This window comes from Nostoc sp. DedSLP04, assembly GCF_034530775.1.
Lineage (GTDB): Bacteria > Cyanobacteriota > Cyanobacteriia > Cyanobacteriales > Nostocaceae > Nostoc.
Window position 1 is genome coordinate 40307 of record NZ_JAVRCL010000003.1, and the last position, 24672, is coordinate 64978.

Here is a 24672-nt window from a genome sequence, read left to right on the forward strand (position 1 = left end):
GTTCATCGAACTCACGTTAAATCTGCATATTTAATGGGTGTGTAAAAACGCCGTTTATTCAGATGTTTGCATCGCTACCCCTTGGCTATGCGCCACTTGTACAGAATTCATGCTCAATTCTGACTCCTGACTTTTGAATTCTGTTTCTATAAAGCCTTCTGATGACGACTTCGCACCCGTTCAGCACTACCGGTAGGAATCGCAGCAATTAATTTTTGCGTGTATTCCTCTTTAGGTTCTTGGTAGATGCTTTCGGCTGTCCCTTCTTCAACAATTTTACCGCGATTCATGACTAAAATGCGATCGCTCATAAATTTCACTACACTTAAATCGTGAGAAATAAAGATATAAGTAAGCTGAAAGTCTGACTGTAATTCTTTGAGAAGATTTAATACCTGCGCCTGTACTGAAACATCTAGCGCTGAAACTGACTCATCGCAGATGATAAACTTAGGATTTAACGCCAAAGAACGAGCTATGCAAATCCGTTGGCGTTGACCGCCAGAAAACTGATGAGGATAGCGGTTAATCGCATCTGCACTCAACCCCACCCGTTCTAAAAGTTCGACTACTCGCTGTCGTCGTTGTTGTTTTGTCTTCCCAACAGCGTGAATTAACAAAGGTTCCATTACCGCGTCCCCAACCTTCATTCGGGGATCGAGGGAACTAAAAGGATTTTGGAAGACTATTTGCATTTCCCGCCGCAGTTTTTGCAACCGTTCTCCTTTGAGACTAGTAATATCTTGTTTCTCAAAGATAATCTGACCACTCATCGGTTCAATTAATCGCAGCAAGGTTCTGCCAAGGGTCGTTTTACCGCAACCAGATTCTCCCACCAAACCTAGTGTTTCTCCTGGTTTAACATCAAAAGAAACGCCATTAACTGCCATATTATAACTTTTTATACTACCGAACACCCCACGCACTGGAAAACTAACTTTCAGGTTGCGGATTTGCAGCAGGGGTTCTTTCTCATTAAAGTTTGCCAATCTTGCAGCAATCTCTTCTTTGGTAACTTCTGTGGGTTGTGCGGGTTCTTTCGGCTGAATTACTACTTGTCCCGTTGGCGTCTCTTCTGCACTCATGTAGTCGGAAACAGTGAGTAATTTTTGGGGACGGCGGTTGAGTGTGGGGCGACAAGCTATCAAACCTTTAGTATATGGATGCTTGGGACTACTGAAAATTTGCCCAGAAGTACCAGATTCAACAACTTTACCTCTATACATCACCGCTACTTGGTCAGCAATTTCTGAAATTAGCCCCAAATCGTGGGTGATAAAAATCATTGCCATGTCACGGCTTTGCTGCAATTCTCGCATTAACTCCAAAATAGTCGCTTGCACCGTCACATCCAAAGCTGTGGTTGGTTCATCGGCGATTAAGATTAATGGGTTGCAAGAAATTGCCATTGCAATCATTACCCGTTGCAACTGACCTCCAGAGAGTTCATGAGGATAGCGTTCCAGCATGGCTTCTTTGTGTTCTTTAACCAACTGTGCCAACTTTGGCCCATCTGGTTTAGATAATTTGGCGTTGGTTTGATGCCAAGTTTCGATATACTGCTGCTGGATATCCTCATCGCTAGGTAGAAGTTTAACCTCTTGCAGACCTGCGATCGCAATTTGTCGTGCTTGGGCTGCTGACACATTTTGATGCCGCATAATCGCTTCTGTTAGCTGAAACCCGATGTTATAAACCGGATTAAGCGAACTCATCGGTTCTTGAAAAATCATGGCGATGTCGCCACCCCGGTGTAACTGCATTTGCTCAGGAGGCAATGTTCCCAAATCGATGGGGTTGCCATTTTCCTGCGGACGAAACCAGATTTCACCGCCACTCACTATGCCAGGAGTTTGCAACAAACCCATCACAGCTAAGGCTGTCACCGATTTACCACTCCCCGATTCTCCTACTATTCCTAGAGTCTCACCTCGATGCAGCGCAAAGGAAATACCATCCAAAGCTCTGACAGTGTTGCCATCACCGGGAAATTCAACTTGGAGATTGCGAACCTCTAGGACAGTTTCTCTCATAGGAGTTGGGTAGGAATATTATCTTAAAATTATTTGGATTTTAACAATAGTTTTGATCTATTATGTGCGTAAATTTGGTTTTTATACTCTCGGCAGTGTTCACTGCTAAAACTTTAACCACAATTGACATCACATACTTCCACAATATACATACATTTGCGATGTAGAACTGCTTGCGATCGTTCACAAGTACAACTTACAGTTAGCCATTATCTGCCGAAGTGCGAGACTTTATCTATACTTTATAAGCAATAACCAACAGTTGAGGAGCATCAAAACCACCCTGAAGCACAAGGTCGTGTACGATCTGCCATCCCTTTCGAGTAAACAACAATTCCCAAAACGATGGGCTGGATTCTGAGTATAGTTGTCTCCAGTAAAGCAACTCACTACGAGTCAAAAAACACTGGTCACAACGGTAATAATCTACACAAAAACCTGTTGTTTCCAGAAGCGTAAATATTTGCTCGTGAGTGAAAGCATGAAGGTGGTATGGATCAAAATGACGCGTTTCACCTAGTGGTACAGACATCATCAATATACCATTGCTAGTTAAATAATTACTGAGTTGTCTTAAAAAATAGGTCGGATTTTTTAAATGTTCTATCGTCTCAAAGGAGATAACAACGTCAAAAGGCTCTGAACACTCAAATTGCTCTGCATCAGCGCAAATGAACTCTATTCCGGGTATTTGGTAGTGTTTATTAGCATATTCCACAATCTGGGAGCATATATCAACTCCAACTACACTGCTTGCGCCTGCCACACGAAGCATTTGGCTACCATATCCACTGCCACATGCTATATCTAGAACTCTTTTTCCCAAGACATACTTAGTTGCAGTTTCGTAGCGTCCAAGATGTAGCTCCACGATCTTGCGACTAGCCGAATCGTTAGCCATGCGTTTGGGAATCAAGCGTTCCCAAGTTACAGCCAGGTTATCCAAAGCTTCAACTGAACTGCTAATAAAGTTACTCATATAATTTACGGTTAACAAAGCGCTAGTGTTTTATTGTGAGAGTTTTCAATTATACATAGCTGCCAGTAACTCTAACCCTGCCTTCACACCAAGTACTCTTGTGTACGATCTAGCTAGGGTGTTGATTTTGTTGGAAATACCATCAGAATTTCTCATGTAATTTTTGTGTCGTTAGCAGAACCAGATAAATGCAGAATTAGTATCAGCGATGCCTCACGACAAAACCCAAAGCGTCAACGCAGACAAAAAAATAGCACATCTTCAAGGATGGCTATTTGTAGAAATTATCTAATGTAATGTTAGTTAGTAAATTGAATACACGCTCAACTACCAACTTTAGAACGGAATATCATCTGGATCTGGTTCTTCCTCTTTCACTGCTGGATAAGTAGTTCGCTCATAATTTGTGGATTGGGGTACGGGTTCGTAAGTTTTCGTTTGGGGAGCAACGCCAACAGGATTTGTCGCTGGAGTAGGTGCTGGACGTGGTGACTCGTAACTGGGAACCTCTTTCTGTGCTGGACGAGATGCTGATGGTTGTCGAGGAGCAGTTTCAGTAAATGATGGAGTTACGTTTGTTGAGGGTAATGGATCGGTATTAAAACTACCTCCAACAGATTGAATTTGTTGTACTGTCAATTCAGCGCGTTTTTCTTTAAAACCTTCTTGACGATCGACAGTATTCATAGTTAAACGTCCTACCAAGATGACGCGATCGCCTTGGTGGTAATTTTGCTGAATTTCTGTCGCTAAATTCCCCCAGCCGACAACTTTCAGGGTGGCTGGCGGATCTTCTGGTTTCTGGGAATTGGGAAACTGCACCAGCATTTCCGTGACTCCCAGATTATCTGCTGTATAACGGAGTTGCGGCTCGTTCATAATTTCCGCCATCAAAACGCAGCTGTTCATTAAAATTACTCCTGACTGCAAAAAGTACTGATTGAAAAAGAGGGATTTTTCTATGTAGTGCCAATTAATATCTAAATATGTTTAATTGTTTGCATTTTTTAATAATGCGTGAGTTTTTAGTCCTTTCTAGCATAAAAGCCAAGCGATCGCTTTGAACAGCATTGAGTATACTGTTCGCCACCCTCGCTTGACTAAATTGAGCATTCAATTCTGCATAGAGTAGTATAATTGTACCACTAAGTTAATTAAATAGAAAAATTTCTTGCCAAGAATTAAGCCTTGACGCGAACTGGAAAAACACCCAAGGCGATCAACCTGGCTGGAAGGTCGCGCAAGATGGGTAAGCGCAAAAATCCGGGTGGTACAAAGGTGCGATTTGAGGTGATAACCGGGGCCAATACCCGCTTTTGGATAAAAGTTTGAAACGCCTGAATAATGCGTGTGGGCAATTCGCGTTGACGTTGTACTTTTGCTAGGTCGCTAAGTTGTACTTGTCGGTTCTTGAGCGGTTTGCTGAGTACATTCGCTGCAACTACAGCATCTTGAATCGCGTAGTTAATCCCAACTCCACCCACAGGGGACATTATATGAGCTGCATCACCAATGAGTAATAGTCCTGGACGATACCAGCGTTTGACGCGGCTGGACTCTACTGAAAGAAAAGCTACTTGTGACCAGTCATGTAAATTTTCGATGCGTTGCTGGAATTCTGGTACTACTTCCACAACCGATTTTTTTAATTCCTCCAAACCCGCAGCCCTTAGTTGTTGATAGCCTCCCTTGGGGATGACATCGGCAACTTGCCACTCATCACCACGGTCAAGCATGGCGATTAGCTTACCTTGACCAAAGCGCCCCATTCCCCCTTCAGGGTCTTCTGGCTGACGCGGTAGGCGAAACCAGAGGACATCCATTGGCGGCGAAGTTTCGATGGATTCAAACTCACCCAAGTGGCGTAAACGTGAGTGGCGACCGTCTGCACCCACTGTCAGTATTGCCCGGATTTCATGCCAACCACCGCCTCCTCGATAGCGGACACCTTGAATTACGCCATTTTCACTAATTAATTCCTGCACATTCGCACCCATTACTAGATGGAAACTAGGATATTTTTGTGCTTCTTGGGTGATGAACTCCAAGAATTTTACCTGGGGAAGCATTGTAATGTAGGGATAATGGGTTTTCAGATGGCTAAAATCTGCGAATGTGAGAGTATCTTGAGGAGTTTGAATACTAATTTGGCGCATTTTGGTATGGGGAAGTTCTAACAAGCGATCGCTAAGTCCCAATTCCTCCATAATTTCCATCACCGATGGATGAATCGTATCGCCGCGAAAGTCGCGATCGAAGTCTTTGTGTGCTTCCAGCAGCATCACCGAAATGCCTTGACGCGCTAACAACAGCCCCAATACTGCTCCTGCTGGCCCTCCACCCACAATGCAACAATCTGTAGTTTGTACGTCTACAATGTCATGGACAGGATTAATACTTGGGTCTTGAGAAATATTTTTAGGTACATCGGTAGTCATCACAACACCTCTTGATAGCCCTAAAATTCAGGATAGTTTGCTTTTGATAATGCAAGCTGTTTTTTTAACTTTTCGTATTTACCCTGAAGGTGTATTATGATGGGCGCTAAACTGTCATTGGTCATTAGTCATTAGTCATTAGTCCAAATCCAATGCCCAATGACGCCACTTGCTCCACTTGGTGAGCGAGTCCGGTCTTGTTGTTTCAACAAAGAGGAACTCGCGAACCCGAAGGGGGAGACCCCAAGACCGCAGTGGCTTCCCCATGCCCAATGCCCAATCCCCAATGACAATAATTAGTTGTGTCCCAAGTTATTTTAGAAAACGTTTATAAAAGTTTTTCCTCGCGTAAAGGGGAAAGTGTTACCTCACAAACCCAATCTCCTCTCACGCCTGGGGAAAAAATCGATGTAGCCCAAGAGCGGGCGGAAAGTGTCAATGTTTTGCGGCGGATTAATCTAACGATCGCAGATGGCGAGTTTATGGTGCTGGTAGGGCCTTCTGGATGTGGTAAAAGTACCTTGCTGCGGTTAATAGCCGGGTTAGAAACGATGACTGGCGGTAATATCTGGATAGGCGATCGCTTAATCAATGACCTACCACCCAAGGAACGCGACATCGCAATGGTGTTCCAAAATTACGCCCTTTATCCTCACATGACGGTGTATGACAACATCGCTTTTGGGTTGCGCCGCAGGGAAAGCAGGGGAGCAGCACTTCGGCTACGCTCAGTGACCGAGGAGCAGGGGAGCAGAGGAGATACTTCCTCGTCTCTTTATTTTCGGACGTGGGCGGAAAATCTTTTTGTAGGAGCGACCAGAAAGTTTCCTAAAGGACTGCGCTACATTTCTGACAAAGAACGGGCGGTGAACGAGCAGGTGCGTAGTGTTGCTCAACTGTTGCAAATCGAAACATTGCTGAATCGCTTACCCAAACAACTATCTGGCGGACAAAGACAACGGGTTGCATTGGGAAGAGCGATCGCGCGTGACCCGCAAGTATTCTTAATGGATGAACCACTTTCTAATTTAGATGCCAAACTGCGGGCGGAAACCCGCGCCCAAATTGTCAAATTGCAGCGCCAATTGGGGACAACGACAATTTACGTTACCCATGACCAAACAGAAGCGATGACAATGGGCGATCGCATTGCGATTATGTCTGAGGGTAAAATTCAGCAAGTTGCTTCTCCCTTAGAACTTTACAACCGTCCTGCCAACCTTTTTGTAGCAGAGTTCATTGGTTCGCCACCGATGAATTTTATTCCTGTAGAATTTCATGCCCCGCAGTTGATTACTTATTCCCAGTTTCGTTTCACTCTCCCAGAGGTTTGGGCAAAAGCCTTACAAAAATATGATGGGAAAACTCTAATTTTAGGCATCCGTCCAGAACACTTTAACTTGAGTATGCCTGCAACCAAAAATCTACCAGTGCAAGTAGATTTGGTAGAGAATCTCGGCAATGATTCCTTTCTCGCTGTTAAGATTGCCGAACCAGGATCTAAACCTGGTACTACAGCGAATTACCTACAAGTGCGAATACCACCAGACCGATTTGTACAACCTGGTGAGCAACTTTGGTTATCGCTAACCCCAGAGAAAATTCACTTTTTTGATCCAGAAACCGAGTTAGCAATATTTCCCTAAGACTATCCGCGCCTAATTGGTAGAATACGCACCCTAGATTGAGCTTGGTCAACAGTGACCAATGCGCCTATTCTAGTGAAGACTCAAACTGATTCACGGCTGAAATAACTAGATTTTCAATACTATTCGGCAAAACATCCTGGGTACGAACCTGAATAACACTGGGAGTATCGGCACCTGTAGCAGCTAGTAAGGAACCGAAGTCTAAATCGTGAGTAAAGACGATATATTCATTAGTTCTTGCCCACTGCATAATTATTGAATCTTTCTCACGAGGATCGCCAACTGTAGACCAGTGGACAGAGGAGATATTATACCTCTCAAAAACCGCAACCCAATCAGGAGAAAGGTTCATATCAATCAAAATTTTCATGCACTTCTAAGAGGGACTTCAATCTCTTCAGCCCGCCATGCAGCGTAGGCAAGTGCCTCATAGATGTCGGCTTCTTCGAGGTAGGGATATGCTTTGAGAATGTCGCTATTACTGTGTCCAGATGCTATTAACCCGACGATGGTACCAACAGTAATACGCATTCCCCGAATACAGGGTTTGCCACCCATCACTTCAGGATTGCGAGTAATTCTAGTGAGATTTTGCATAATTTTTGTAAAGTATTATATTGAGCATTTTAACTTTCACAAGTGCGATCGAATTGGTAAAAAAGTGCTTTCAACTGTAAAGTAGCGATGCCTACGGCGGCAAGCTACGCACCCCATTACACCCCAAATTTCATCGGTGCGTAGCCGTAAGGCTGTCGTCAGACATCGCACCTCAAAGTTACTAATTTATAGAAGTGCTAAAAGATAGTGCAGATGCTTCTAGTAAATGCGGATGGTGACTTTGCCAAAAACTCAAAATTTGTTCGCCAACCTGTTGAGGATAAAAATAGTGAAAAAAATGATACCCTTCTGGGTATTCCCAGAGTTTATCTTCTGGCTTGAACCAATTTAACCAGTCATGCAATACAGTTGAGTTGACTACCGGATCGCTCTTGCTACCACATACCATCATTGGCATAGAAACTCCACCTTTGGGTAAATAAACCAACTTAAATAAAGAGTGTGACGTGGGAGATTGTTCTAAATCTTTATCTAAGGCAGCTACTAACTTTTTAGTGGTATGAGGTGGTTGATTGCCAAATAGACTGCGAACGCTGCTTGCTAGAATTAGTTCACGGCTGATGCTAAAAAGTTGTCGTTGAAAGTAATAGTGAGCTTGCCAATTGTTTGCAGGTTGAGCAGCTACAGCCAGCAGAGTTAGCGATCGCACTTTTTGCGGAAATCGCCGCGCAAAGGTTAAGGCGATCGCACCACCCATAGCATGACCTGCTAAATGCACGGGGCCGCGGCATTCTAAAAATTCATACAGTAAATCTACAGCTTGATCTATGGAACTGGCTTCATCTTTAGTTTGCTGATATTCCCACTGAGCAATATTTATATAACTAGATAAATATTCAAGTAATGGTTTATCAAAACGCTGCAAAACAGGACTGGCACTTAACCATAAAACATCAAATGAATCAGACATAAATACCTATAACTTCTAAATTAAATTATCAGTTTAAACAAAGGCGTACAGCTAGCTGTACGCCCTAAATCTCTACAAACCAAATTCTGTTTTTAACTGAGCAACCCAAGTTTTAATTCGCTCGTCTGTTAAATCAGATTGACTACCTTCATCAAGCGCCAATCCGACAAATTTGCCATTTCTCAAAGCTCTAGAATTCTCAAAGTCATATCCCTCAGTTGGCCAGTAACCAACAGTTTTACCGCCCCGTTGGGAAATCTTTTCTTCCAGAATTCCTATTGCATCTTGGAAGTTATCGGCATAACCATATTGATCTCCATCACCAAAATAGGCAACTAGCTTTCCACTAAAATCTATTTCATCTAGATCGGAGAAAAAGCCTTCCCAATCGCTCTGAAGTTGACCAATATCCCAAGTAGGAGAGCCAATAATCAGCAAGTCATACTCATCAAAAGTACTACTATCCGCCTCGTAAATGGGATGTAATGTTACAACATCACCACCAAACTCATCCCGAATTTTTTCAGCATCAGATTCAGTGTTGCCAGTTTGAGTCCCGTAAAATAAACCAATTTTTTTTGACATATTGACACCTGAAAAATAAATAGTTGTGTGCTCTGCTGAAAAGTCGCCCTGAGAGGTTGGTTAATCTGCCCATCAAGGCATCTACTCCAGTGTTTGAACAGCCACGCAAGTCAAAAGCGTTATCTTTTCAGAAAGTTTGCAAATAGCTGAAATACATGACCCGCTTAATGAGTATTAGTCTCAATAACTCTGAAGATATACTACCAGAATAATTGAGAGTCTTTTTCATTTAGATGGGTAAACTTTTGTTAAGTATTTCAGGAAACAAACCGAAAACTAGACGAGGCAGCAAGAATTCTCATACCTTAATTGGTCAAAAACTTCGCACTGACTCGAATAGGAGTATTGAGATGAACGCCTGAACAAAAGAGTTTAGACTAAAAGCGATACAAGACTCGATCTTGCAGAAGTTATGCGATCTTGTCCTTTGGCTGCTTTAAATACGGCAACTCAATCAAGTTACCGTATTTTTATATTAAGAGTGAATAACGCACTCTGCAAGAAGATAGTTTAAATCAAACGGAAATTGCCCCTTATGCCAAAAGACTGGTTTGAATGGCACGATCTCTACAATAGTGAACCAACATTGCAGCAGCGACTGCAAATTGTTCGGGAATATATTTCTCATAGCTTGGATGCATCTTTACCGGGAATCATTCGTGTAGTCAGTGTTTGCGCGGGTGATGGGAGGGATTTATTCGGGAACGCTATCAAAGCACTCCCGTGCAAAAGATGTGTACGCACGACTTGTTGAACTTGTCTAGATTAGAATTACTGAAAAAAGTAACTGTTCGTTAAGCTATGACAAATTTGGAATTGATCATTTTTGATTGCGATGGTGTGTTGGTAAATAGTGAACCGATAGTGAATCGTATTTTTGCCGAAACATTAACTGAAGGTGGATTGACAATCACCTATGAAGAAGTCACCCAACAATTTATGGGGAAGTCATTGGCAACTTGTTTGGAGATTATTAAGAAAACCTACGGAAAACCAGTTCCTGCTAAATTGCTTGAACGCTGTAAGGAACGAGAAATCGCTGCATTGCAACAAGAACTCCAAGCAACTGAGGGAATTGCTGCCGTTTTAGAACAGATTACATTGCCAAGATGTGTAGCATCGAACAGCAGTCCTCGGCATATTCAATTCGTTTTACAATTAACGGGATTGTTGCATCAATTTGATGGCAAGCTATATAGCTCTCATCATGTTGAACGCCCTAAGCCCTTTCCTGATGTGTATCTGTATGCGGCTAGCCAAATGGGTAAGACTCCAGAAAATTGTTTGGTAATCGAGGACTCGGTAACGGGGGTGCAAGCAGCATCTGCCGCCCGAATGCAGGTATTTGGTTATACTCCACGAAGTAATCAAGGCAATTCTTCGCATCACGATGCTTTGATTGCCGCAGGAGCAAAGCTAGTTTTTGAGGATATGTATCAATTGCCGATTTTATTGAAATTGTGGAAGTGATTTTAAAGTTTTTGTGGGATATCACTTAAGGTTTACTGAACCCAGGACAATCACCTTATTCATTCTTATACTGTCCAATTTTCTGAAAATTTAGGATATATTGTTGACGACTTTTTTAGCTTAGGTAATCGCCTAGAGTCTGATGAGTCACATTTTAAAAATAAGTGTATTTTGTAAATACGCCCAAATGTAGAAATAAACGACCAATACCTGAAAGTATTCAGTTTACTCTAACTAAATTTCTCGAATTTGGATAGTGGACAGTTCAACTTTAGAGGCATTATTTTGTAACGGAAAAACAACGAGGCTCCAACCAATTTTTCTTCCGAACGCCTTCTCAAAATCTTTTGACAACTACCTTACAGCCTTAATTTGTGACGAATGGGCGGGTGGTCAAGATAATTCGTAGTTCGTAATTAAAGAATTCAATTACGAATTACGAACTTGTACTGAGCGTAGCCGAAGTATTACGAATTACACTTCGGCGGGTTGATATTCTTGTTGTCTTTCCACAAAAGTCTGAACACGGGTGCGGTAGTTTCTCACAGTCTCATCTACCCATTCGCGATCGTTGCTATTTGCATACAAATGCACCAGTGGTTCGCTGGCATCTGGTAAAACTAACAGCCAACTGTCATCGTAGGGTTGACAAATTTTCACTCCATCAATTAATTCTAGATTTTGGGCTGGGTGAGTTTCTACCAAGTAACGCATCAAAGCACCCTTAGCTGTCCACGGGCAACGGACTGTATAACTTTTGTGAATTACACGGGGCAATTCTGACCGCGCCGCAGCAAGCGATCGCTCCTGGATAGTCAACATCTCAATGATCTTGGCAATGCAGAACATAGAATCAAATCCCGGATGCAGTTGCGGGAAAATAAAACCAGTATCTCCACTACCTCCCAACACCACATTTGGGTTTTTCTGGCAAGCCTCCATTAAAGCTGTAGGGTTGGCTTTAGTGCGAATCACTCTGCCATCATGGCGACGGGCGACTTGTTCAATAGCACTGGAAGCATGAACTGGTACAACTACCGTTCCTCTGGGGTTAGCAGTTAATATCATGTCTACCATCAGTGCTGTTAACATTTCCCCGCGAATTGGGTAGCCTGATTCATCAACTAAAATTAGCTGTTCTCCATTAGCGGATACTTGCACCCCAAAGTTAGCTTTTAATGCCTCCACTACATGACCTAACTGAGTCAGCAATCCTTCGCGATCGGTGATTGACATTGCCGTTTTATTGACACTGGCATTCAATACCACTGCATCAGCGCCAAATTTATCCAACATTTGGGGTAAAACTGCCCCTGATACTGCATAAACATAGTCAATCACCACTTTTGCCCGACTGTTGCGGAGTGTATGAACATGCAATAGTTTCTCAAAAGCAGTGCAGTAGCGCTCCATGACTTGGCTAGGATAAGATACATCGCCAATTTCATGAATTAGTGCCCGCCGCATATCTTCCTTAAAGTAAGCCCCTTCAATTTTCTTTTCTAGGGCTTTGGTGATATTAATGCCCTTGGCATCCATGAATTCAATCAGAATATAGTCAGGGCGGTCTGGGTGTACCCGGACGTGGATACCACCAGCTACCGACATTGTGGGTATAACTGTACGGGCGATGGGGATAGCTGTAGCATCAAGGTTTTGAATGTCAACACCTACCGACATTAAACCTGCAATCAGCGATCGCGTCACCATCCGAGAGACATTACGCTGGTCGCGGGAAACCGTTACTTTAGAACCAGGTTTCAAAGTAGAACCGTAAGCAGCTCCCAATTTCACAGCAAATTCTGGAGTAATGTCGATATTAGCTAATCCTTGAACACCACGTTGACCGAATAAATTTCGTTGGGCAGTGTTCCCCCAAATTAAGTTAATGTTTAAAACTGCCCCTGACTCAATCTTTTTACTGGGCCAAACGCGCACACCAGGGCTAATTTGGGCTTCTTCTCCTACCGTAGAAAGCGAACCCACAACAGCAGCTTCTAATACATGGGCGCGGCGGTCTACACGAGTGCCACGGGAAATTACACAGGCAGAAAGATGTGCTTCATCGCCAATAAATGCCCCATTCCACACGATGGGACGTTTGAGATTAGCATCAGCACCAATAGTGACATTATCCCCAATTACGGTTCCTGCCTCAATCTGTACTCTTGCCCCAATACGGCAATTGTCACCAATCACAGCCGGGGTTTCAATCACAGCCGTGCGATCGATGTAAGTATTTTGACCTACCCATAATTCATGAGAAACTTCTTTATAGGCAAAATCCAACTGGACTTTTCGATCTAACGCGTCATACTGAGCTTCACGATAGGCATCTAAGTGACCGACATCACACCAATAACCTTGAGCAATGTAACCATACATTGGCTCATCTTTTGCTAGCAGTAAGGGGAATAAGTCTTTAGAAAAGTCACATTCAACGTTTGCTGGCAGATATTCCAAAACTTCTGGTTCGAGAATATAAGTACCAGTGTTGACGGTATCAGAAAAAATTTCACTACTAGAGGGTTTTTCTAAAAATCGCCGAATCCGGGCTTCCTCATCAGTAATCACCACTCCAAATTCAATCGGGTTGGGAACCCTGGTTAAAATCAAAGTAGCTTTTGACTGTTTTTGTTTGTGATATGCGATCGCCCCCGTCAGGTCAAAATCTGTTATGCTATCCCCGCTAATCACTAAAAAGGTTTCATCAAGAAGTTCGGCAATGTTTTTTACACAGCCTGCTGTACCCAAAGGTTGGTCTTCTTCGACAGCATAAGTCATCTGAACGCCAAAATCGCTGCCATCTTGAAAATAGTCTCGCAAGACATCAGGTAAATAATGCAATGTTGCAATAACTTCTGTAATTTGATGTCGTTTGAGGAGATTGATAATATGTTCGGCAATTGGTCGATTTAGAATCGGCACCATCGGTTTTGGCAGATCGCAAGTTAACGGGCGAAGCCGCGTTCCCGAACCTCCTGCCATCAGTACTGCACGCATAAATCCTCCTTAACTAGTTACAGCTTTCGCTATTTGAAAAACGTGTCAGATATATTTTGTTTTTCTTTCTCTAGTCTCCTATGGATATTGAGATTTGAGGAACTTCCACAAGATGCATATAGATTGGGCATTGGGGATTGGGGATTGGGGATTGGGCATTGGGCATTGGGGAGAAACTTGTTCAATATTTCTCCCTGTTATCTTTCTCATCCCCCCAGTCCCCAGTCCCCAGTCCCCAGTCCCCAGCTTATTGGCAATGATAAAGTTCATATTCGTAGCCGTCTACGGGTTGCAAAGATTGAGTATCAGATATAACACATGTTTTCGCGGTTTCGGCTACGGGTGCGTGAAAGTTTACCAGCCACAAGTCAAAAGGTCGTGGTAATTTTTTTAAAGTATTTTCCAGAGCAATGGTGGAAGCATTCGGATCTCGATCTTGATGAGCAAGGAGAAACAGAGGATTTTGGAGTGAATTTGTAAGTTTAATCTCCCTGGCAACTCCCATCATTTCCCCAGTGTGTACATAAGTTTTGTGGGTGGTGGCAATCAGTACTGGTGTTGGGGATGTTTGTTGAATTAGTTGCACAAACAGGTCAGGACGATAATATTTTTGATAGCCGAGATTGCAAACTACTGTAACTGCACTGAAAAATCCCATTAACCAAATTAACATTACGGCTTTTTTCCCGTTTATTCCCCATTTACCTATGCTTGTTATCCCATTTTTCCCTGGCTCTGTTTCCATCTGGGGAGGATGCCAACAAACTGCGAGACTTGCACCTAGTAAAACCACGATCGCGGGAAAGTAAACAAAGTTATATCTAGCACCCCTAGTAAGGTCAATACCCAAAAAGTACGTAAAGATAAAGAATATTGCGATCGCACTGATAACGACTCCAGCAAGTACCTGAATCATCATCCGGCTTTCTGGGTGCTGTAGTTGAATTTTAATCCCACGCAGCAAAATTGGTACTGCCCAAATAAAGAAAGTCAGCATCACTATTCCAGAAGGAATCACAATCAAAGCTTGAGAAGATTCAACTGGTAATAGGGAAATCATGGCAATCAATGTTCCTAAAGCTTGAAAAATTGGGCTTAACCAATCTAGTCCAACGCGCGAACCTCGAATCCACTCGGTCAAAGCACCACGATTTTCATTCTCTAACAAGGTTGGTATCCAAATTAAACCCGCTACACAAGTACCTATGACAACGGCATAGATACGCCGCCAAGGAGGAGAGAAGAAAAGAGAAAATTTGCTGCTATTTTGCAATTGAAGCCAAGCCAGAAAAATCAAAATTACGACTTCTGTGCAAAGGGTAAGGCTGAAAAAATAATGAGTAGCAATACCTAAAGCATTAATTCCTATCCAGAAAAGTGCTACCCATATAGGTAAAGGTGTGCGGTTTTGAATATGACGTGTGGCAATTACTAAGCAGGTGAGGGAACCAATTACCCATAATATTGCCAAAGTATAATGACGCGCTTCTTGTGCTAAAAATACGCCATAAGGTGATACTGCCATCATCGCAGCAGTCAAGTGTCCCACTAATGACGAACGAAACGCTACTCTACCTAATACGTAAACACACGGAATGGAGGCAGCACCGAATATCGCTGGTAGCAATCGCGCACCAAACAGCGATATTAATCCTCCATCGCTGTTAAATAACTTCATCCACAGGTAAGCCAGCACAAAATACAGTGGTGGATGATTATCTTGTGTCGCTAAGTTATGAATGACATCACCAATAGTTGCAGCTGGGTTTAGTTGCAGTGGTTGTAATAGGATATCAGGTGCGATCGCTCGATCGAGGGGAACTGATATAAAAGTATTCCCCAAGCTAAACACCAAGGTGGCAAACTCATCAGTCCAAGGAGGCTTTGCAGTCAAGTTGATTAGGCGCAAGCTGATGCCGACAATCAACCATATTAAGATCGCCAAGAGATGAACCCAGAAAGGAGGAAGGCGATGCCAATTATGCCAATGCTTGCGTTGTGAGCCAGAGTTTTTATCTGCCAAAGGCAGGAAATGTATAGCAGATGCAGGTAGCAACGAGATAATTTGTTTGTAAAAATAAAATGCACCTTGGAAAAGAACTCTCATTGCTGGGCCTCACAGTCATGGATTTGTAGATTTGACGTTTGAGATTTAAGTTCGTTCTAAAATCTAAAAACAAAAATCTAAAGCTCAAATCCCTCGTTGTGATTATTTCACGTCTGTGACGCGCCAGCTAAGTTTCAAATTAACCCAGAAATTCCAAATGGTAGCAACTGCGATCGCGATCAACTTAGCTAAATACTGATTTATTTCCAAGATATTATAGAGAAAGTTAATTATTAGAGCTTGTAATATAACTCCTGCCAAACAGACCGCACTGAACTTCAAGAATCGCTTGAAACGCTGATGCGAAGCACGTTGCCTCTGAGAAATATCACTAAAAGTCCATATATCATTCCATAGGAAATTATTTACGATTGCCACTCCGGCCGAAAGAATCGTACTGCGGGTTAAACCTAAATGAATTACAGTACGCAGCAAGTGAAACACCGTTAAATCCACAAACACACCACTAAAGCCAACAAACCCAAAACGGACAAATCGACCAATGGGGAAATTGACTTTTCTTTGCAATCGTCCTACTTTACCTGTGGAAAGCCGCAATCGCACTAAGTGGTGGATGTAATCTATATATTGCTTCCATGTCACCTTACTCTCGCCTTCTTTGCGTTCGCAGAATACATACCCAACTTCGGCAACTTGGTCTACTTTTCCGCGGCCAATTACTTCTAGGAGAATTTTATATCCAACTGGATTGAGTGTTACACCTGCGATCGCACTCCGACGCACCATAAAATAACCACTCATCGGATCAGTAACTCTGCCCAATACCCCCGGTAAAATTACTAAGCCTAACAACTGAGCGCCACGAGACAAGAAACGCCTAACAACACTCCAGCTACTAACACCGCCTCCTTCTACATGACGGCTAGCTACTGCCAAATCTGCTCCTTGCTCAATATTAGCCAACAGTTGTATTAATACCTCTGGTGGATGCTGCAAATCTCCATCAATCACCCCCAACACACTGCCTGTCGCTGCTTGCCATCCACGAATCACTGCTGAGGATAGCCCTCGTTCCTGTTGGCGTCGCATCACTCGCAACTGGGGGTATTCTGTCGTTAAAGATTGCGCTATCTCCCAGGTTCGGTCTGGGCTATCATCATCTACCACTATTAGTTCATACTTTCCTGCAATAGATTCATCCAGTAATTTACTCAATATGCTGACTACATTCTTAATATTGTCACGCTCTTTATAAGTAGGAATTACTAGAGAAAGATGAATAGAATTATCATCTGTATCCACGGGGTTGGGGGGCAACTCTGAAATCTTTAGCGGGCCAGTTGATACTGTTAACAACGAGTTTGATGAGTTTGTTTTCATATTCCAAATTGCAAAACGAGGGTGTGTAAAGTCCGTGGAAAATAGAATCAAACATCTGGTGACTTTATTGATTGAACCTAGTTACTCAAAGGTTGAGGAATCCTTTTGTTACAGTTAGTTGCCCTGAAAGTTTAGTAATTTCCGCACTTTGATTTCTAGTATTTTCCTAAATTTCATTTAAATTTTACATTTTACCCCTTATTTTTATGATATTATACGAAAAATTACGTATTTTTAGCAAAATATCTTGTAATTTTAAGTAAACTAAGTCAGCAAATATACAGGTTATTCAGCATATCTTTATAATTTTTTAATAAGACTACAGGGAATATTAATTTAGTATGGAGTATCGGAAATTTGGTTAATGTGCTTATACATTATTGTTTTTACATCAAGGTAAAAATAAAGTGCAAATGTTGATTACATAAGCTCGTTCCACCCATAAAAACTTATTTTTTGATGCAATAAGGAATTAATTAAACACTACAAAACCAAAAAATCAAAACATATTTTGGAGAAATAGTTAGAGCTATTTCTTAAATGTAAGAATAGCTATAAATTTCTGTTTGATTTTTGAAAAAACGAACTACTCCATAAGGTAAGAGGTAGTTAAATTTTATTTACGATCTCTTTTTCGGAGTAATTTGATCGACAAAATGAGACGAGATAAGTACAGTCCCATTCTGTCAACGTTTAGCAATATAAAAAATCAGTTTAACAAAAATTAATATGTTACTAAATAAGTATAGTATTTAGTAGAGACTCGATTGAAAATATGTCAAAAGTAACATTGTAAAATCCCCCGATAGGGCATTGCAAAAAAGAGAAAAATTTTGTTTGTTATTAAAATGATGGCGTAGTTTTATTGCTTGTTTTGAATAAATGAACCTCTAAAAATACAGGGTAGATCATGCATATTCCTGATGGATTTGTTTCTATTCCAGTGGCCGGGGCTACTGGTTTAGCGAGTGTGGCAGCGTTATTTGTTGCCTTCGGGCGATCGCAAGAGGCTTTTGGTATTCGTCGTGCCCCAATATTGGGATTAACCACCGCCTTTATTTTTGCTGCCCAGATGATCAATTTTCCAGTAGCAGGAGGTACTAGTGGTCACTTGTTAGGGGGAACCTTAGCTGCGATCGTTTTGGGCAGTCCTTGGGCTGGAACGTTGTGTCTTGCCACAGTTTTAATTATTCAAGCCGTGTTATTTGCTGATGGTGGCATTACAGCCTTGGGAGCAAACATTTTTAACATGGCAGTAGTTGGGGTTTGGGTTGGCTGGGTTTTAACCGAAACCTTGCAACGGCTGTTTGGAGGGTCTAAAGGGCGCTTACCCTTGGCTGCTGGGATCGCCGCTGGTGTGAGTGTAGTGGTAGCTGCGATCGCTTGTGCCATTGAATTAGCCCTCTCTGGAACTGCACCGGTAGCGATAGTTTTACCAGCCATGACTGGCGTGCATATTTTGATTGGTATTGGCGAAGGAATGATTACTGGGGGTGTGCTGACTTATCTGGCCACCGCTCGACCAGATTTGTTACCAGGCGAACAGCACGAGTTTCGTGGCTGGTCAGTGCCTATTGTTACCATTTTTTTGATTGCAGGAGTGTTGTCACTCTTTGCCTCAGCATGGCCCGATGGTTTGGAAAAAGTTGCTGAAAATACAGGCTTCATCCACTTAGCCAGTAAAGTACGGATAATTGTGCCGACTCCCTTAGCTGACTATGGAATTGAGGGTTTAGGGCCAATTGGCACTAGTATCGCTGGGCTGGTGGGAGCTGCGGTTTGCTTTGCTGTTGCCTTTGGAATTGCCAAGGTAGTGAAACCGAATAATGCTTAAACTTTCCTTACCGCTACGCTTACAACTGTCTCTAGCGATCGTGGTGGGAGCAGCTTTATTAAAGCATCATGCCTGGTATGGACTAAGTGTATATGGCGCGATCGCACTTTTATGGGCTTGCTTCTTGCGCGTACCAATTCGCCAATTAGGAGGATTACTCGGCACAGAATTGATTTTTTTGTCATTGCTAGCATTGCCCTTGGGATGGGAACGAGCCAGTTTTTTGCTAGTTCGTTCCCTGGTTTGTCTGGTGACGATGAATAGTTTTTTGTTAACCTTACCGCCCCACAGTTTCGGCATTGCCCTGAAAAGCTTACCAGTACCAGCACCTTTAAAGGAAAACTTGTTATTAGCTGGGCAATATATGGAAATTTTGCTCTCAGAAGTAACGCGGATGCGGCGCAGCGCTCAACTACGCGGTTTGAATGGAACTACGGGATGGTTGCGCTATGCCAGTGCAGCCATGATTGGAGCTTTGTATCTCCGCAGTCTAGATCGAGCCGAGCGAGTCTATGCGGCAATGGTAGCTCGTGGTTACAACGGACAATTACCCATAGATTCTACCCTTAGACCAAAAGAACGTTTTGCCTTATTACTAGCTTGGGCGATCGCTGCTAGTGTAACTCTAACTTCTTACAAGATTTAACCCACTCGTTAGTACAGACGCGACTAATCGCGTCTCTCACTAAAACGCGATTAATCGCGTCTCTACTCCCTTACATATTGAGTTTGTAAATTTTGAAATCATTAACTTCTAATCCTCAATTATCAACCGATAATCCCGATGCAGCCGTAGTCGAGGTTAAGAACCTGGTGTATGCATATTCCCACCAGGAGCCAGTATTACAGGAAATATCTTTTACCTTGAACAAAGGCGATCGCGTTGCATTGATGGGAGCAACAGGTTCTGGAAAAAGTACCTTGTTGGAGAACTTAATCGGCTTAAAACAACCGCAATCTGGGAAAATAACGATTAATGGCATTCCTGTAGAACCACAAACTTTACCCCAAGTGCGTCGTCAAATTGGCTTTAGCTTCCAAGATGCCAACGACCAACTATTTATGCCGACTATCTTAGAAGATATTACCTTTGGGCCACGTAACTATGGAATCAAAGCAGCAGAGGCTAGCGATCGCGCTAGGCAGTTATTAGCTGATTTTGGTCTAGAAGCCTACGCTAATCGTTCCGCCCACGAACTTTCTGGTGGACAAAGACGCCTAGCCGCCCTAGCCTCAATTTTAGCCCTAGAACCAACAATTCTAATTTTGGATGAGCCAACTAACGGTCTCGATCCAGCATGGCGTCGTCATTTGGGGCAAGTATTATTAAAGTTACCTGTGCAAGCGATTTTAATTGCTTCCCACGATCTAAATTGGTTAGGCAGAGTCACTCAACGCGCTTTGGTACTGTCTGGTGGTCGTATTCAAATAGACAGCGATATTCAAGCACTGTTACAAGATGGTGCTACTTTAGACCAGTTGGGTTTGCCGATAGATTGGTGATTTGGGCATTGGGCATTGGGCATTGGGCATTGGGCATTGGGCATTGGGCAGGGGAGCAGGCGAGAAATTACAGTAAGTTTTTCCTCCTTGCCCCTCTGCCCAATCCTCTCATTTACCCGTAATATTGGATACTATATTGTGGGTTTTATTGCTGTTGGGGTGTTAATGTCTGTTTTACGTAAATATACTGTTCTTGCTCCTGTGAGCCTAAGTATTGCTTTGTTAGTTGCTAGTTGCAGTGACAATAAAGTTTCTCAGTGTCAGCGACTAATTCGAGTTGTGAATGCTGGAACTTCTCTAATTGATAAAAATAAAGGAACGCAAGTGATAACTAGCATACAGCTATCTAAAGATTTAGACTTTGTAACTAAATCCATTGGAGAACTGAAGCTAACAGATCCGAAGCTGAAAGAATTTCAAAGCAGTTTTGTGAAAATTTTTCAAAATCTTAGTCAAGCGATCGCCAAAGCAGGTAAAGCGCTTGGTGCAACCAAGACAGCACAAGCCTCAGAATCTGGCAGAGAAAAAATCCAAAAGGCTAGAGCCGAAATTGATTCAGCACTGACGACAGCTACAACTCTTGGCAAACAGTCAGATACATTAGTGAATCAGATGAATAAGTATTGTAGCGAGCCAGAATAATCTATCTGGGGCATTGGGCATGGGGCATGGGGCATGGGGCATGGGGAAGAGACAAGGTAGACAAGAAAAAAGGAAAAGACTTGTTCAATAATTCCCCCTTGTCCCCTTGTCCCCTTGTCCCCTTGTCCCCTTGTCTCCCCTGCTCCCCTGCTCCTCTGCCCCTCTACTCCCCTGCTTTCCCTTGACACTCCGATACAGGGTAACTTTTATCACTTTTTTTCCAAAAAATTTCCTGATATACACCAACTTTATCTGTCAAAAGAAGTATTGGTGCAAGTCAAATGAAATACCAGGAGTGATATGAGTCTACTGATGGCGAGTGTGCTGACAACAGTGCCAATATCTGCGGTAAATTTACCAGAAAAGTCCGTAATTCTGCCAGAAAACCCGGTGCAACAGTCAACACAGGATAATTTATCTCAAGTTGTCTCACCTGCTGAAATTACACCACCTGAATTCGTGCAACCAGATATAACTACCTCGTCAGCAATAAAAAATAAGTACGAGAATATACTTAGAAAAAGTAGAAACAAAATTCAATTTATCAGTTCCCCTAACTTACCTGAATTAAAAGATACTCAACCTGTAACAGAAGTTGTACAGAACCAGGAAAGTACAGAAGAATTTTCCCAATCTCTTCATCCTCCAGACTCAGACAATCCAATGTCTCAAGTCACTTCAGTATCGCAACTCCAGGACGTGCAACCCTCCGATTGGGCTTTTGCTGCTTTGCAGTCTTTAGTAGAACGCTATGGCTGCATTGCGGGATACCCTGATGGGACTTATCTGGGAAATCGCAGTATCAGCCGTTATGAATTTGCGGCTGGTTTAAATGCTTGTTTGGAGAAGATTAACGATGCGATGCCTGCGGTGGTCACTGAGCGCAGCCGAAGTGCGGGCTACACCTACGCTAACAATAAAATTAATACTGTTAATAATGAAGATTTAATCTTGCTGCAAAGATTGCAAGGCGAATTCAAAGCAGAGTTGCAGCAATTACAGCAGCGTATCGAGGTTGTGGAAAAGCAGACTAGTGAATTACAAGGTAATCGCTTTTCCACAACTACTAGGTTATTTGGTCAAGCAATTTTTAGCGTCCAGGGAACCAATAGCCCCGATGTCGATTTATTTCCGAGAGATGGAGTACCTGAACGCCAGGGAAAAACCAATCTGACTTTCACAAGTAGCGCCCAACTAACCTTAGCAACTTCATTTACAGGGCGAGATTTGCTGTTAACAGGGTTGTCTGCGGGTAATTTGGGTTCTAATGCATCGTTGTTATCTACCAATATGGGGCGGTTGGGATTTGAGTCAAATACAGACAACAATCTAGTTGTTAGTGACTTATCTTATCGATTTCTCGCCTCGCATAACTTGGGAATTGTCGTCGGTACGGCGGGAGTCAATCCAATCAACACCTTTCGCGGTATTAGCCCTTTAGAAGGTTCTAGCGATGGTGCAATTTCTCTATTTGGTCAGCGGAACCCGATTTTAAGTATTGGTAACGGCAGTGGTGGTATAGGCTTTGACTGGCAGATTAGCGATCGCATCAGTTTACAAGGCGTTTATAGTGCCGAAATTCCCAGTTTTCCTGGCGACACCAAGCAGGGCGGACTATTTGGTGGTAGATATACTGCTGGCGCTCAGTTAAGTTTAGCACCCACAAATAACATCGATGTCGGCGTACATTATCTTTATTCCCACTCCCCAGATGGCTTATTGGGAGGTGGTATTGGCGATTCGCAACTGATTTCACCTTTTGCAAATCCTACAGCTTTCGATACTCAAGCAATTGGTGCTACCGTTGCTTGGCGAATTAACCCTAACTTGCATTTGGGCGGTTGGGGCGGCTTTACTTCTTCCAAGCCATTTAAACTTTCGGGAAGTGTAGAAACTACCAACTGGATGGTATTTGCAGCTTTTCCTAATTTGTTTCGTCCTGGTAATTTAGGGGGCGTTCTTGTTGGACAACCGCCCAAAATTACTTCCAGTACTTTACCCGACGGCTTCAATTTTCCCAACTTTTCTGATGGGGGGACAGCAGGTGGACGTAGTGACACATCAATTCACGTAGAAGTTTTTTACCGCGCCCAACTGAGCGACAATATCGCCTTGACTCCAGGCTTATTCGTTATTTTCAATCCCGATCACAATGCCGCTAACGATGCATTAATCGTTGGGACATTAAGAGCAAGTTTCCGGTTTTAATTTTGTACTGATGTAAATGTAATAAAATATGCTGTTCTACTACCGATTAATTCAGTATTAGATGCTTTCATTACCTGATGAGAGCAAGGAAAGCTCGTGCGTGTTTTTTTTTGATACGTGATTAAAGGAGCAAGTTTTTCATGAAATTAAATTCATCAGTTCATTTGGGTTGTTTTCTTGTTAGCAGCAGTTTAGCCGCAGTCTTCATCGGTTTAAGTGGAACAAATGCTTCGGCTCAAATCACAATTCAAAGCACTGGCACATTATCGGGTACTATCCAACTTCCGAGAAATAATCCCAATTTCAATCAAAGCACTACTCGCATTGATACAGACGACACGGGAACTTACTCGCGGAACTTAGGTACTAAGAACAATCCTAATTATGTTCCTATATACAAGTCAGACTATGTGCAGGTACAAACACGCTCTGATGGTAGTCTGCATTATTTTGTTGACTTTAAAGGCATTCCGATTGTCTCCTTTAATGGCGTTCTCACTTCGCCGATTCTCTCTGGCGGTGAGTTGACACCCTATAAATACCAAGGACAATTGGCAGGAACCACATTTCAAGGAGTAGTTCAGGATGAATTTAATCTCACAAAAGCCTTATACACTGGTACTGTCACCGATCCAAACACTGGAAACCAGTATCAGGGCACTTTTGAAGTGAGTGGATATGGAGTCCGATATAGCGATCGCAATGGTAGCGCCACCCCCACAGTCTTTGATTTCAAATCCGATCTCCCAGGTTCGCCAAAGGTGACATCTTTGGAAATGACTAACGCACCTCTGGCAAGAATACAAATCAAAGTACCTGCAACTGCAACTCTCATAACTCCTACACCAACTACTGGTAGTGGTAGCATACCCACTCCCCCACCAGTAATTAGCAGTGGTAGCACACCCACTCCCCCGCCAGTAATTAGTGGTGGTAGTACACCCATTCCTCCATCAGTAATTGATGGTAGTGCGATCGCCCCTACACCTGTAGTTAGTGATGGTAGTGCGATCGCTCCTACACCTGTAGTTAATGGTGGAAACACATTCACTGTTTCGCCAATGGTTGATGGCGGTAACACATTTACTGTTACACCAATAGTTGATAGTGGCGCTTCCTCGACACCTACAACGTACACATCTGGGTCGAATTCACCATCAATTTCTACTACACCTAATATGGAATTGAGTAACAGTAATTCCCTAGAGGTCAATCAAGTAGTTGTCAACCCTGCAACCCTTGTTCAAGCCGCTTGTTCGCAAGATTCTGCTAAGAGTTGTACAATGCCCACTTTACCAAAACAAGCGATCGGCCCTCGTAGTCGAGTGCTACTGCGTTAGTTAGGGACTTTT

The 24672-nt window shown here is 42.8% G+C and carries 20 protein-coding genes; 9 read left to right on the top strand and 11 right to left on the bottom strand.

All coding sequences use genetic code 11. The features are described from left to right. Positions 1-146 precede the first annotated feature (146 nt). The 4 genes from RMX89_RS02425 to RMX89_RS02440 form a co-directional block, all read right to left on the bottom strand. Positions 147-2033 carry an ABC transporter ATP-binding protein gene (locus RMX89_RS02425; protein WP_322687788.1) on the bottom strand — a complete coding sequence of 629 codons (1887 nt, stop codon included), beginning with the start codon at positions 2031-2033 and terminating at the stop codon, positions 147-149. A 235-nt stretch (positions 2034-2268) separates the two neighbouring features. Next, a complete protein-coding gene (locus tag RMX89_RS02430; RefSeq protein ID WP_322675168.1) occupies positions 2269-3012 on the bottom strand; it encodes a class I SAM-dependent methyltransferase in 744 nt (247 codons plus the stop codon). Positions 3013-3348: 336 nt separating this feature from the next. Further along, on the bottom strand, positions 3349-3921 hold the full coding sequence (locus RMX89_RS02435; protein WP_322687789.1) for a single-stranded DNA-binding protein: 573 nt from the start codon (positions 3919-3921) through the stop codon (positions 3349-3351). 272 nt (positions 3922-4193) lie between these two features. Next, complete coding sequence (locus RMX89_RS02440) at positions 4194-5450, bottom strand: FAD-dependent oxidoreductase (RefSeq protein WP_322687790.1); 1257 nt, start codon at positions 5448-5450, stop codon at positions 4194-4196. A 302-nt stretch (positions 5451-5752) separates the two neighbouring features. On the opposite strand from RMX89_RS02440, the gene RMX89_RS02445 reads away from it, so the two are divergent. Continuing rightward, positions 5753-7096 (top strand): ABC transporter ATP-binding protein, encoded by a 1344-nt coding sequence (locus tag RMX89_RS02445; RefSeq protein WP_322687791.1) that lies wholly within the window; start codon positions 5753-5755, stop codon positions 7094-7096. A gap of 67 nt (positions 7097-7163) precedes the next feature. On the opposite strand, the gene RMX89_RS02450 is transcribed toward RMX89_RS02445, so the two are convergent. From RMX89_RS02450 to fldA, 4 genes are all read right to left on the bottom strand, one after another. Beyond that, on the bottom strand, positions 7164-7469 hold the full coding sequence (locus RMX89_RS02450; protein ID WP_322687792.1) for a DUF5615 family PIN-like protein: 306 nt from the start codon (positions 7467-7469) through the stop codon (positions 7164-7166). Further along, complete coding sequence (locus RMX89_RS02455; RefSeq protein ID WP_322685343.1) at positions 7466-7696, bottom strand: DUF433 domain-containing protein; 231 nt, start codon at positions 7694-7696, stop codon at positions 7466-7468. The genes RMX89_RS02450 and RMX89_RS02455 overlap by 4 nt, the downstream gene beginning before the upstream one ends. 181 nt (positions 7697-7877) lie before the next feature. Then, positions 7878-8627, bottom strand: coding sequence for an alpha/beta fold hydrolase (locus RMX89_RS02460; protein WP_322687793.1), 750 nt, complete (start codon positions 8625-8627; stop codon positions 7878-7880). A gap of 72 nt (positions 8628-8699) precedes the next feature. Next, the gene (fldA, locus tag RMX89_RS02465) at positions 8700-9212 is read right to left on the bottom strand and encodes a flavodoxin FldA (RefSeq protein ID WP_322685341.1); all 513 of its coding nucleotides are present in this window, start codon (positions 9210-9212) and stop codon (positions 8700-8702) included. A gap of 535 nt (positions 9213-9747) precedes the next feature. On the opposite strand from fldA, the gene RMX89_RS02470 reads away from it, so the two are divergent. After that, positions 9748-9966, top strand: coding sequence for a hypothetical protein (locus RMX89_RS02470; protein WP_322675176.1), 219 nt, complete (start codon positions 9748-9750; stop codon positions 9964-9966). A 47-nt stretch (positions 9967-10013) separates the two neighbouring features. Beyond that, positions 10014-10682, top strand: coding sequence for an HAD family hydrolase (locus RMX89_RS02475; protein WP_322675177.1), 669 nt, complete (start codon positions 10014-10016; stop codon positions 10680-10682). A 474-nt stretch (positions 10683-11156) separates the two neighbouring features. On the opposite strand, the gene RMX89_RS02480 is transcribed toward RMX89_RS02475, so the two are convergent. The 3 genes from RMX89_RS02480 to RMX89_RS02490 all read right to left on the bottom strand — a co-directional run bounded on the left by RMX89_RS02480 (position 11157) and on the right by RMX89_RS02490 (position 17133). Next, positions 11157-13685 carry a mannose-1-phosphate guanyltransferase gene (locus RMX89_RS02480; RefSeq protein ID WP_322675178.1) on the bottom strand — a complete coding sequence of 843 codons (2529 nt, stop codon included), beginning with the start codon at positions 13683-13685 and terminating at the stop codon, positions 11157-11159. A 247-nt stretch (positions 13686-13932) separates the two neighbouring features. Further along, on the bottom strand, positions 13933-15792 hold the full coding sequence (locus RMX89_RS02485) for a glycosyltransferase (RefSeq protein WP_322687794.1): 1860 nt from the start codon (positions 15790-15792) through the stop codon (positions 13933-13935). Positions 15793-15894: 102 nt separating this feature from the next. After that, complete coding sequence (locus tag RMX89_RS02490) at positions 15895-17133, bottom strand: glycosyltransferase family 2 protein (RefSeq protein WP_322687795.1); 1239 nt, start codon at positions 17131-17133, stop codon at positions 15895-15897. 910 nt (positions 17134-18043) lie between these two features. Between RMX89_RS02490 and RMX89_RS02495 the strand changes: the two genes are divergently transcribed. The 6 genes from RMX89_RS02495 (at position 18044) to RMX89_RS02520 (ending at position 24660) form a co-directional block, all read left to right on the top strand. Beyond that, on the top strand, positions 18044-18967 hold the full coding sequence (locus tag RMX89_RS02495; RefSeq protein ID WP_322687796.1) for an energy-coupling factor ABC transporter permease: 924 nt from the start codon (positions 18044-18046) through the stop codon (positions 18965-18967). Beyond that, complete coding sequence (locus tag RMX89_RS02500) at positions 18960-19613, top strand: energy-coupling factor transporter transmembrane protein EcfT (RefSeq protein ID WP_322670687.1); 654 nt, start codon at positions 18960-18962, stop codon at positions 19611-19613. The genes RMX89_RS02495 and RMX89_RS02500 overlap by 8 nt, the downstream gene beginning before the upstream one ends. Positions 19614-19705: 92 nt before the next feature. After that, positions 19706-20470, top strand: a complete 765-nt coding sequence (locus RMX89_RS02505) for an ABC transporter ATP-binding protein (RefSeq protein WP_322687797.1) — start codon at positions 19706-19708, stop codon at positions 20468-20470. Between the two features lie 165 nt (positions 20471-20635). Continuing rightward, positions 20636-21112, top strand: coding sequence for a hypothetical protein (locus RMX89_RS02510; RefSeq protein WP_322670689.1), 477 nt, complete (start codon positions 20636-20638; stop codon positions 21110-21112). A gap of 300 nt (positions 21113-21412) precedes the next feature. Further along, positions 21413-23320, top strand: a complete 1908-nt coding sequence (locus tag RMX89_RS02515; RefSeq protein WP_322687798.1) for an iron uptake porin — start codon at positions 21413-21415, stop codon at positions 23318-23320. Between the two features lie 140 nt (positions 23321-23460). Continuing rightward, positions 23461-24660, top strand: a complete 1200-nt coding sequence (locus RMX89_RS02520; protein ID WP_322687799.1) for a hypothetical protein — start codon at positions 23461-23463, stop codon at positions 24658-24660. Positions 24661-24672 lie beyond the last annotated feature (12 nt).

Bases quoted from the DNA above. Each gene is read 5' to 3' on its own strand.
- RMX89_RS02500 (WP_322670687.1), top strand. From the start codon at position 18,960: ATGCTTAAACTTTCCTTACCGCTACGCTTACAACTGTCTCTAGCGATC.
- RMX89_RS02480 (WP_322675178.1), bottom strand. From the start codon at position 13,685: ATGCGTGCAGTACTGATGGCAGGAGGTTCGGGAACGCGGCTTCGCCCG.
- RMX89_RS02450 (WP_322687792.1), bottom strand. From the start codon at position 7,469: ATGAAAATTTTGATTGATATGAACCTTTCTCCTGATTGGGTTGCGGTT.
- RMX89_RS02455 (WP_322685343.1), bottom strand. From the start codon at position 7,696: ATGCAAAATCTCACTAGAATTACTCGCAATCCTGAAGTGATGGGTGGC.
- RMX89_RS02495 (WP_322687796.1), top strand. From the start codon at position 18,044: ATGCATATTCCTGATGGATTTGTTTCTATTCCAGTGGCCGGGGCTACT.
- RMX89_RS02440 (WP_322687790.1), bottom strand. From the start codon at position 5,450: ATGACTACCGATGTACCTAAAAATATTTCTCAAGACCCAAGTATTAAT.
- RMX89_RS02470 (WP_322675176.1), top strand. From the start codon at position 9,748: ATGCCAAAAGACTGGTTTGAATGGCACGATCTCTACAATAGTGAACCA.
- RMX89_RS02475 (WP_322675177.1), top strand. From the start codon at position 10,014: ATGACAAATTTGGAATTGATCATTTTTGATTGCGATGGTGTGTTGGTA.
- RMX89_RS02460 (WP_322687793.1), bottom strand. From the start codon at position 8,627: ATGTCTGATTCATTTGATGTTTTATGGTTAAGTGCCAGTCCTGTTTTG.
- RMX89_RS02490 (WP_322687795.1), bottom strand. From the start codon at position 17,133: ATGAAAACAAACTCATCAAACTCGTTGTTAACAGTATCAACTGGCCCG.
- RMX89_RS02430 (WP_322675168.1), bottom strand. From the start codon at position 3,012: ATGAGTAACTTTATTAGCAGTTCAGTTGAAGCTTTGGATAACCTGGCT.
- RMX89_RS02425 (WP_322687788.1), bottom strand. From the start codon at position 2,033: ATGAGAGAAACTGTCCTAGAGGTTCGCAATCTCCAAGTTGAATTTCCC.
- fldA (WP_322685341.1), bottom strand. From the start codon at position 9,212: ATGTCAAAAAAAATTGGTTTATTTTACGGGACTCAAACTGGCAACACT.
- RMX89_RS02435 (WP_322687789.1), bottom strand. From the start codon at position 3,921: ATGAACAGCTGCGTTTTGATGGCGGAAATTATGAACGAGCCGCAACTC.
- RMX89_RS02510 (WP_322670689.1), top strand. From the start codon at position 20,636: ATGTCTGTTTTACGTAAATATACTGTTCTTGCTCCTGTGAGCCTAAGT.
- RMX89_RS02485 (WP_322687794.1), bottom strand. From the start codon at position 15,792: ATGAGAGTTCTTTTCCAAGGTGCATTTTATTTTTACAAACAAATTATC.
- RMX89_RS02515 (WP_322687798.1), top strand. From the start codon at position 21,413: ATGAGTCTACTGATGGCGAGTGTGCTGACAACAGTGCCAATATCTGCG.
- RMX89_RS02520 (WP_322687799.1), top strand. From the start codon at position 23,461: ATGAAATTAAATTCATCAGTTCATTTGGGTTGTTTTCTTGTTAGCAGC.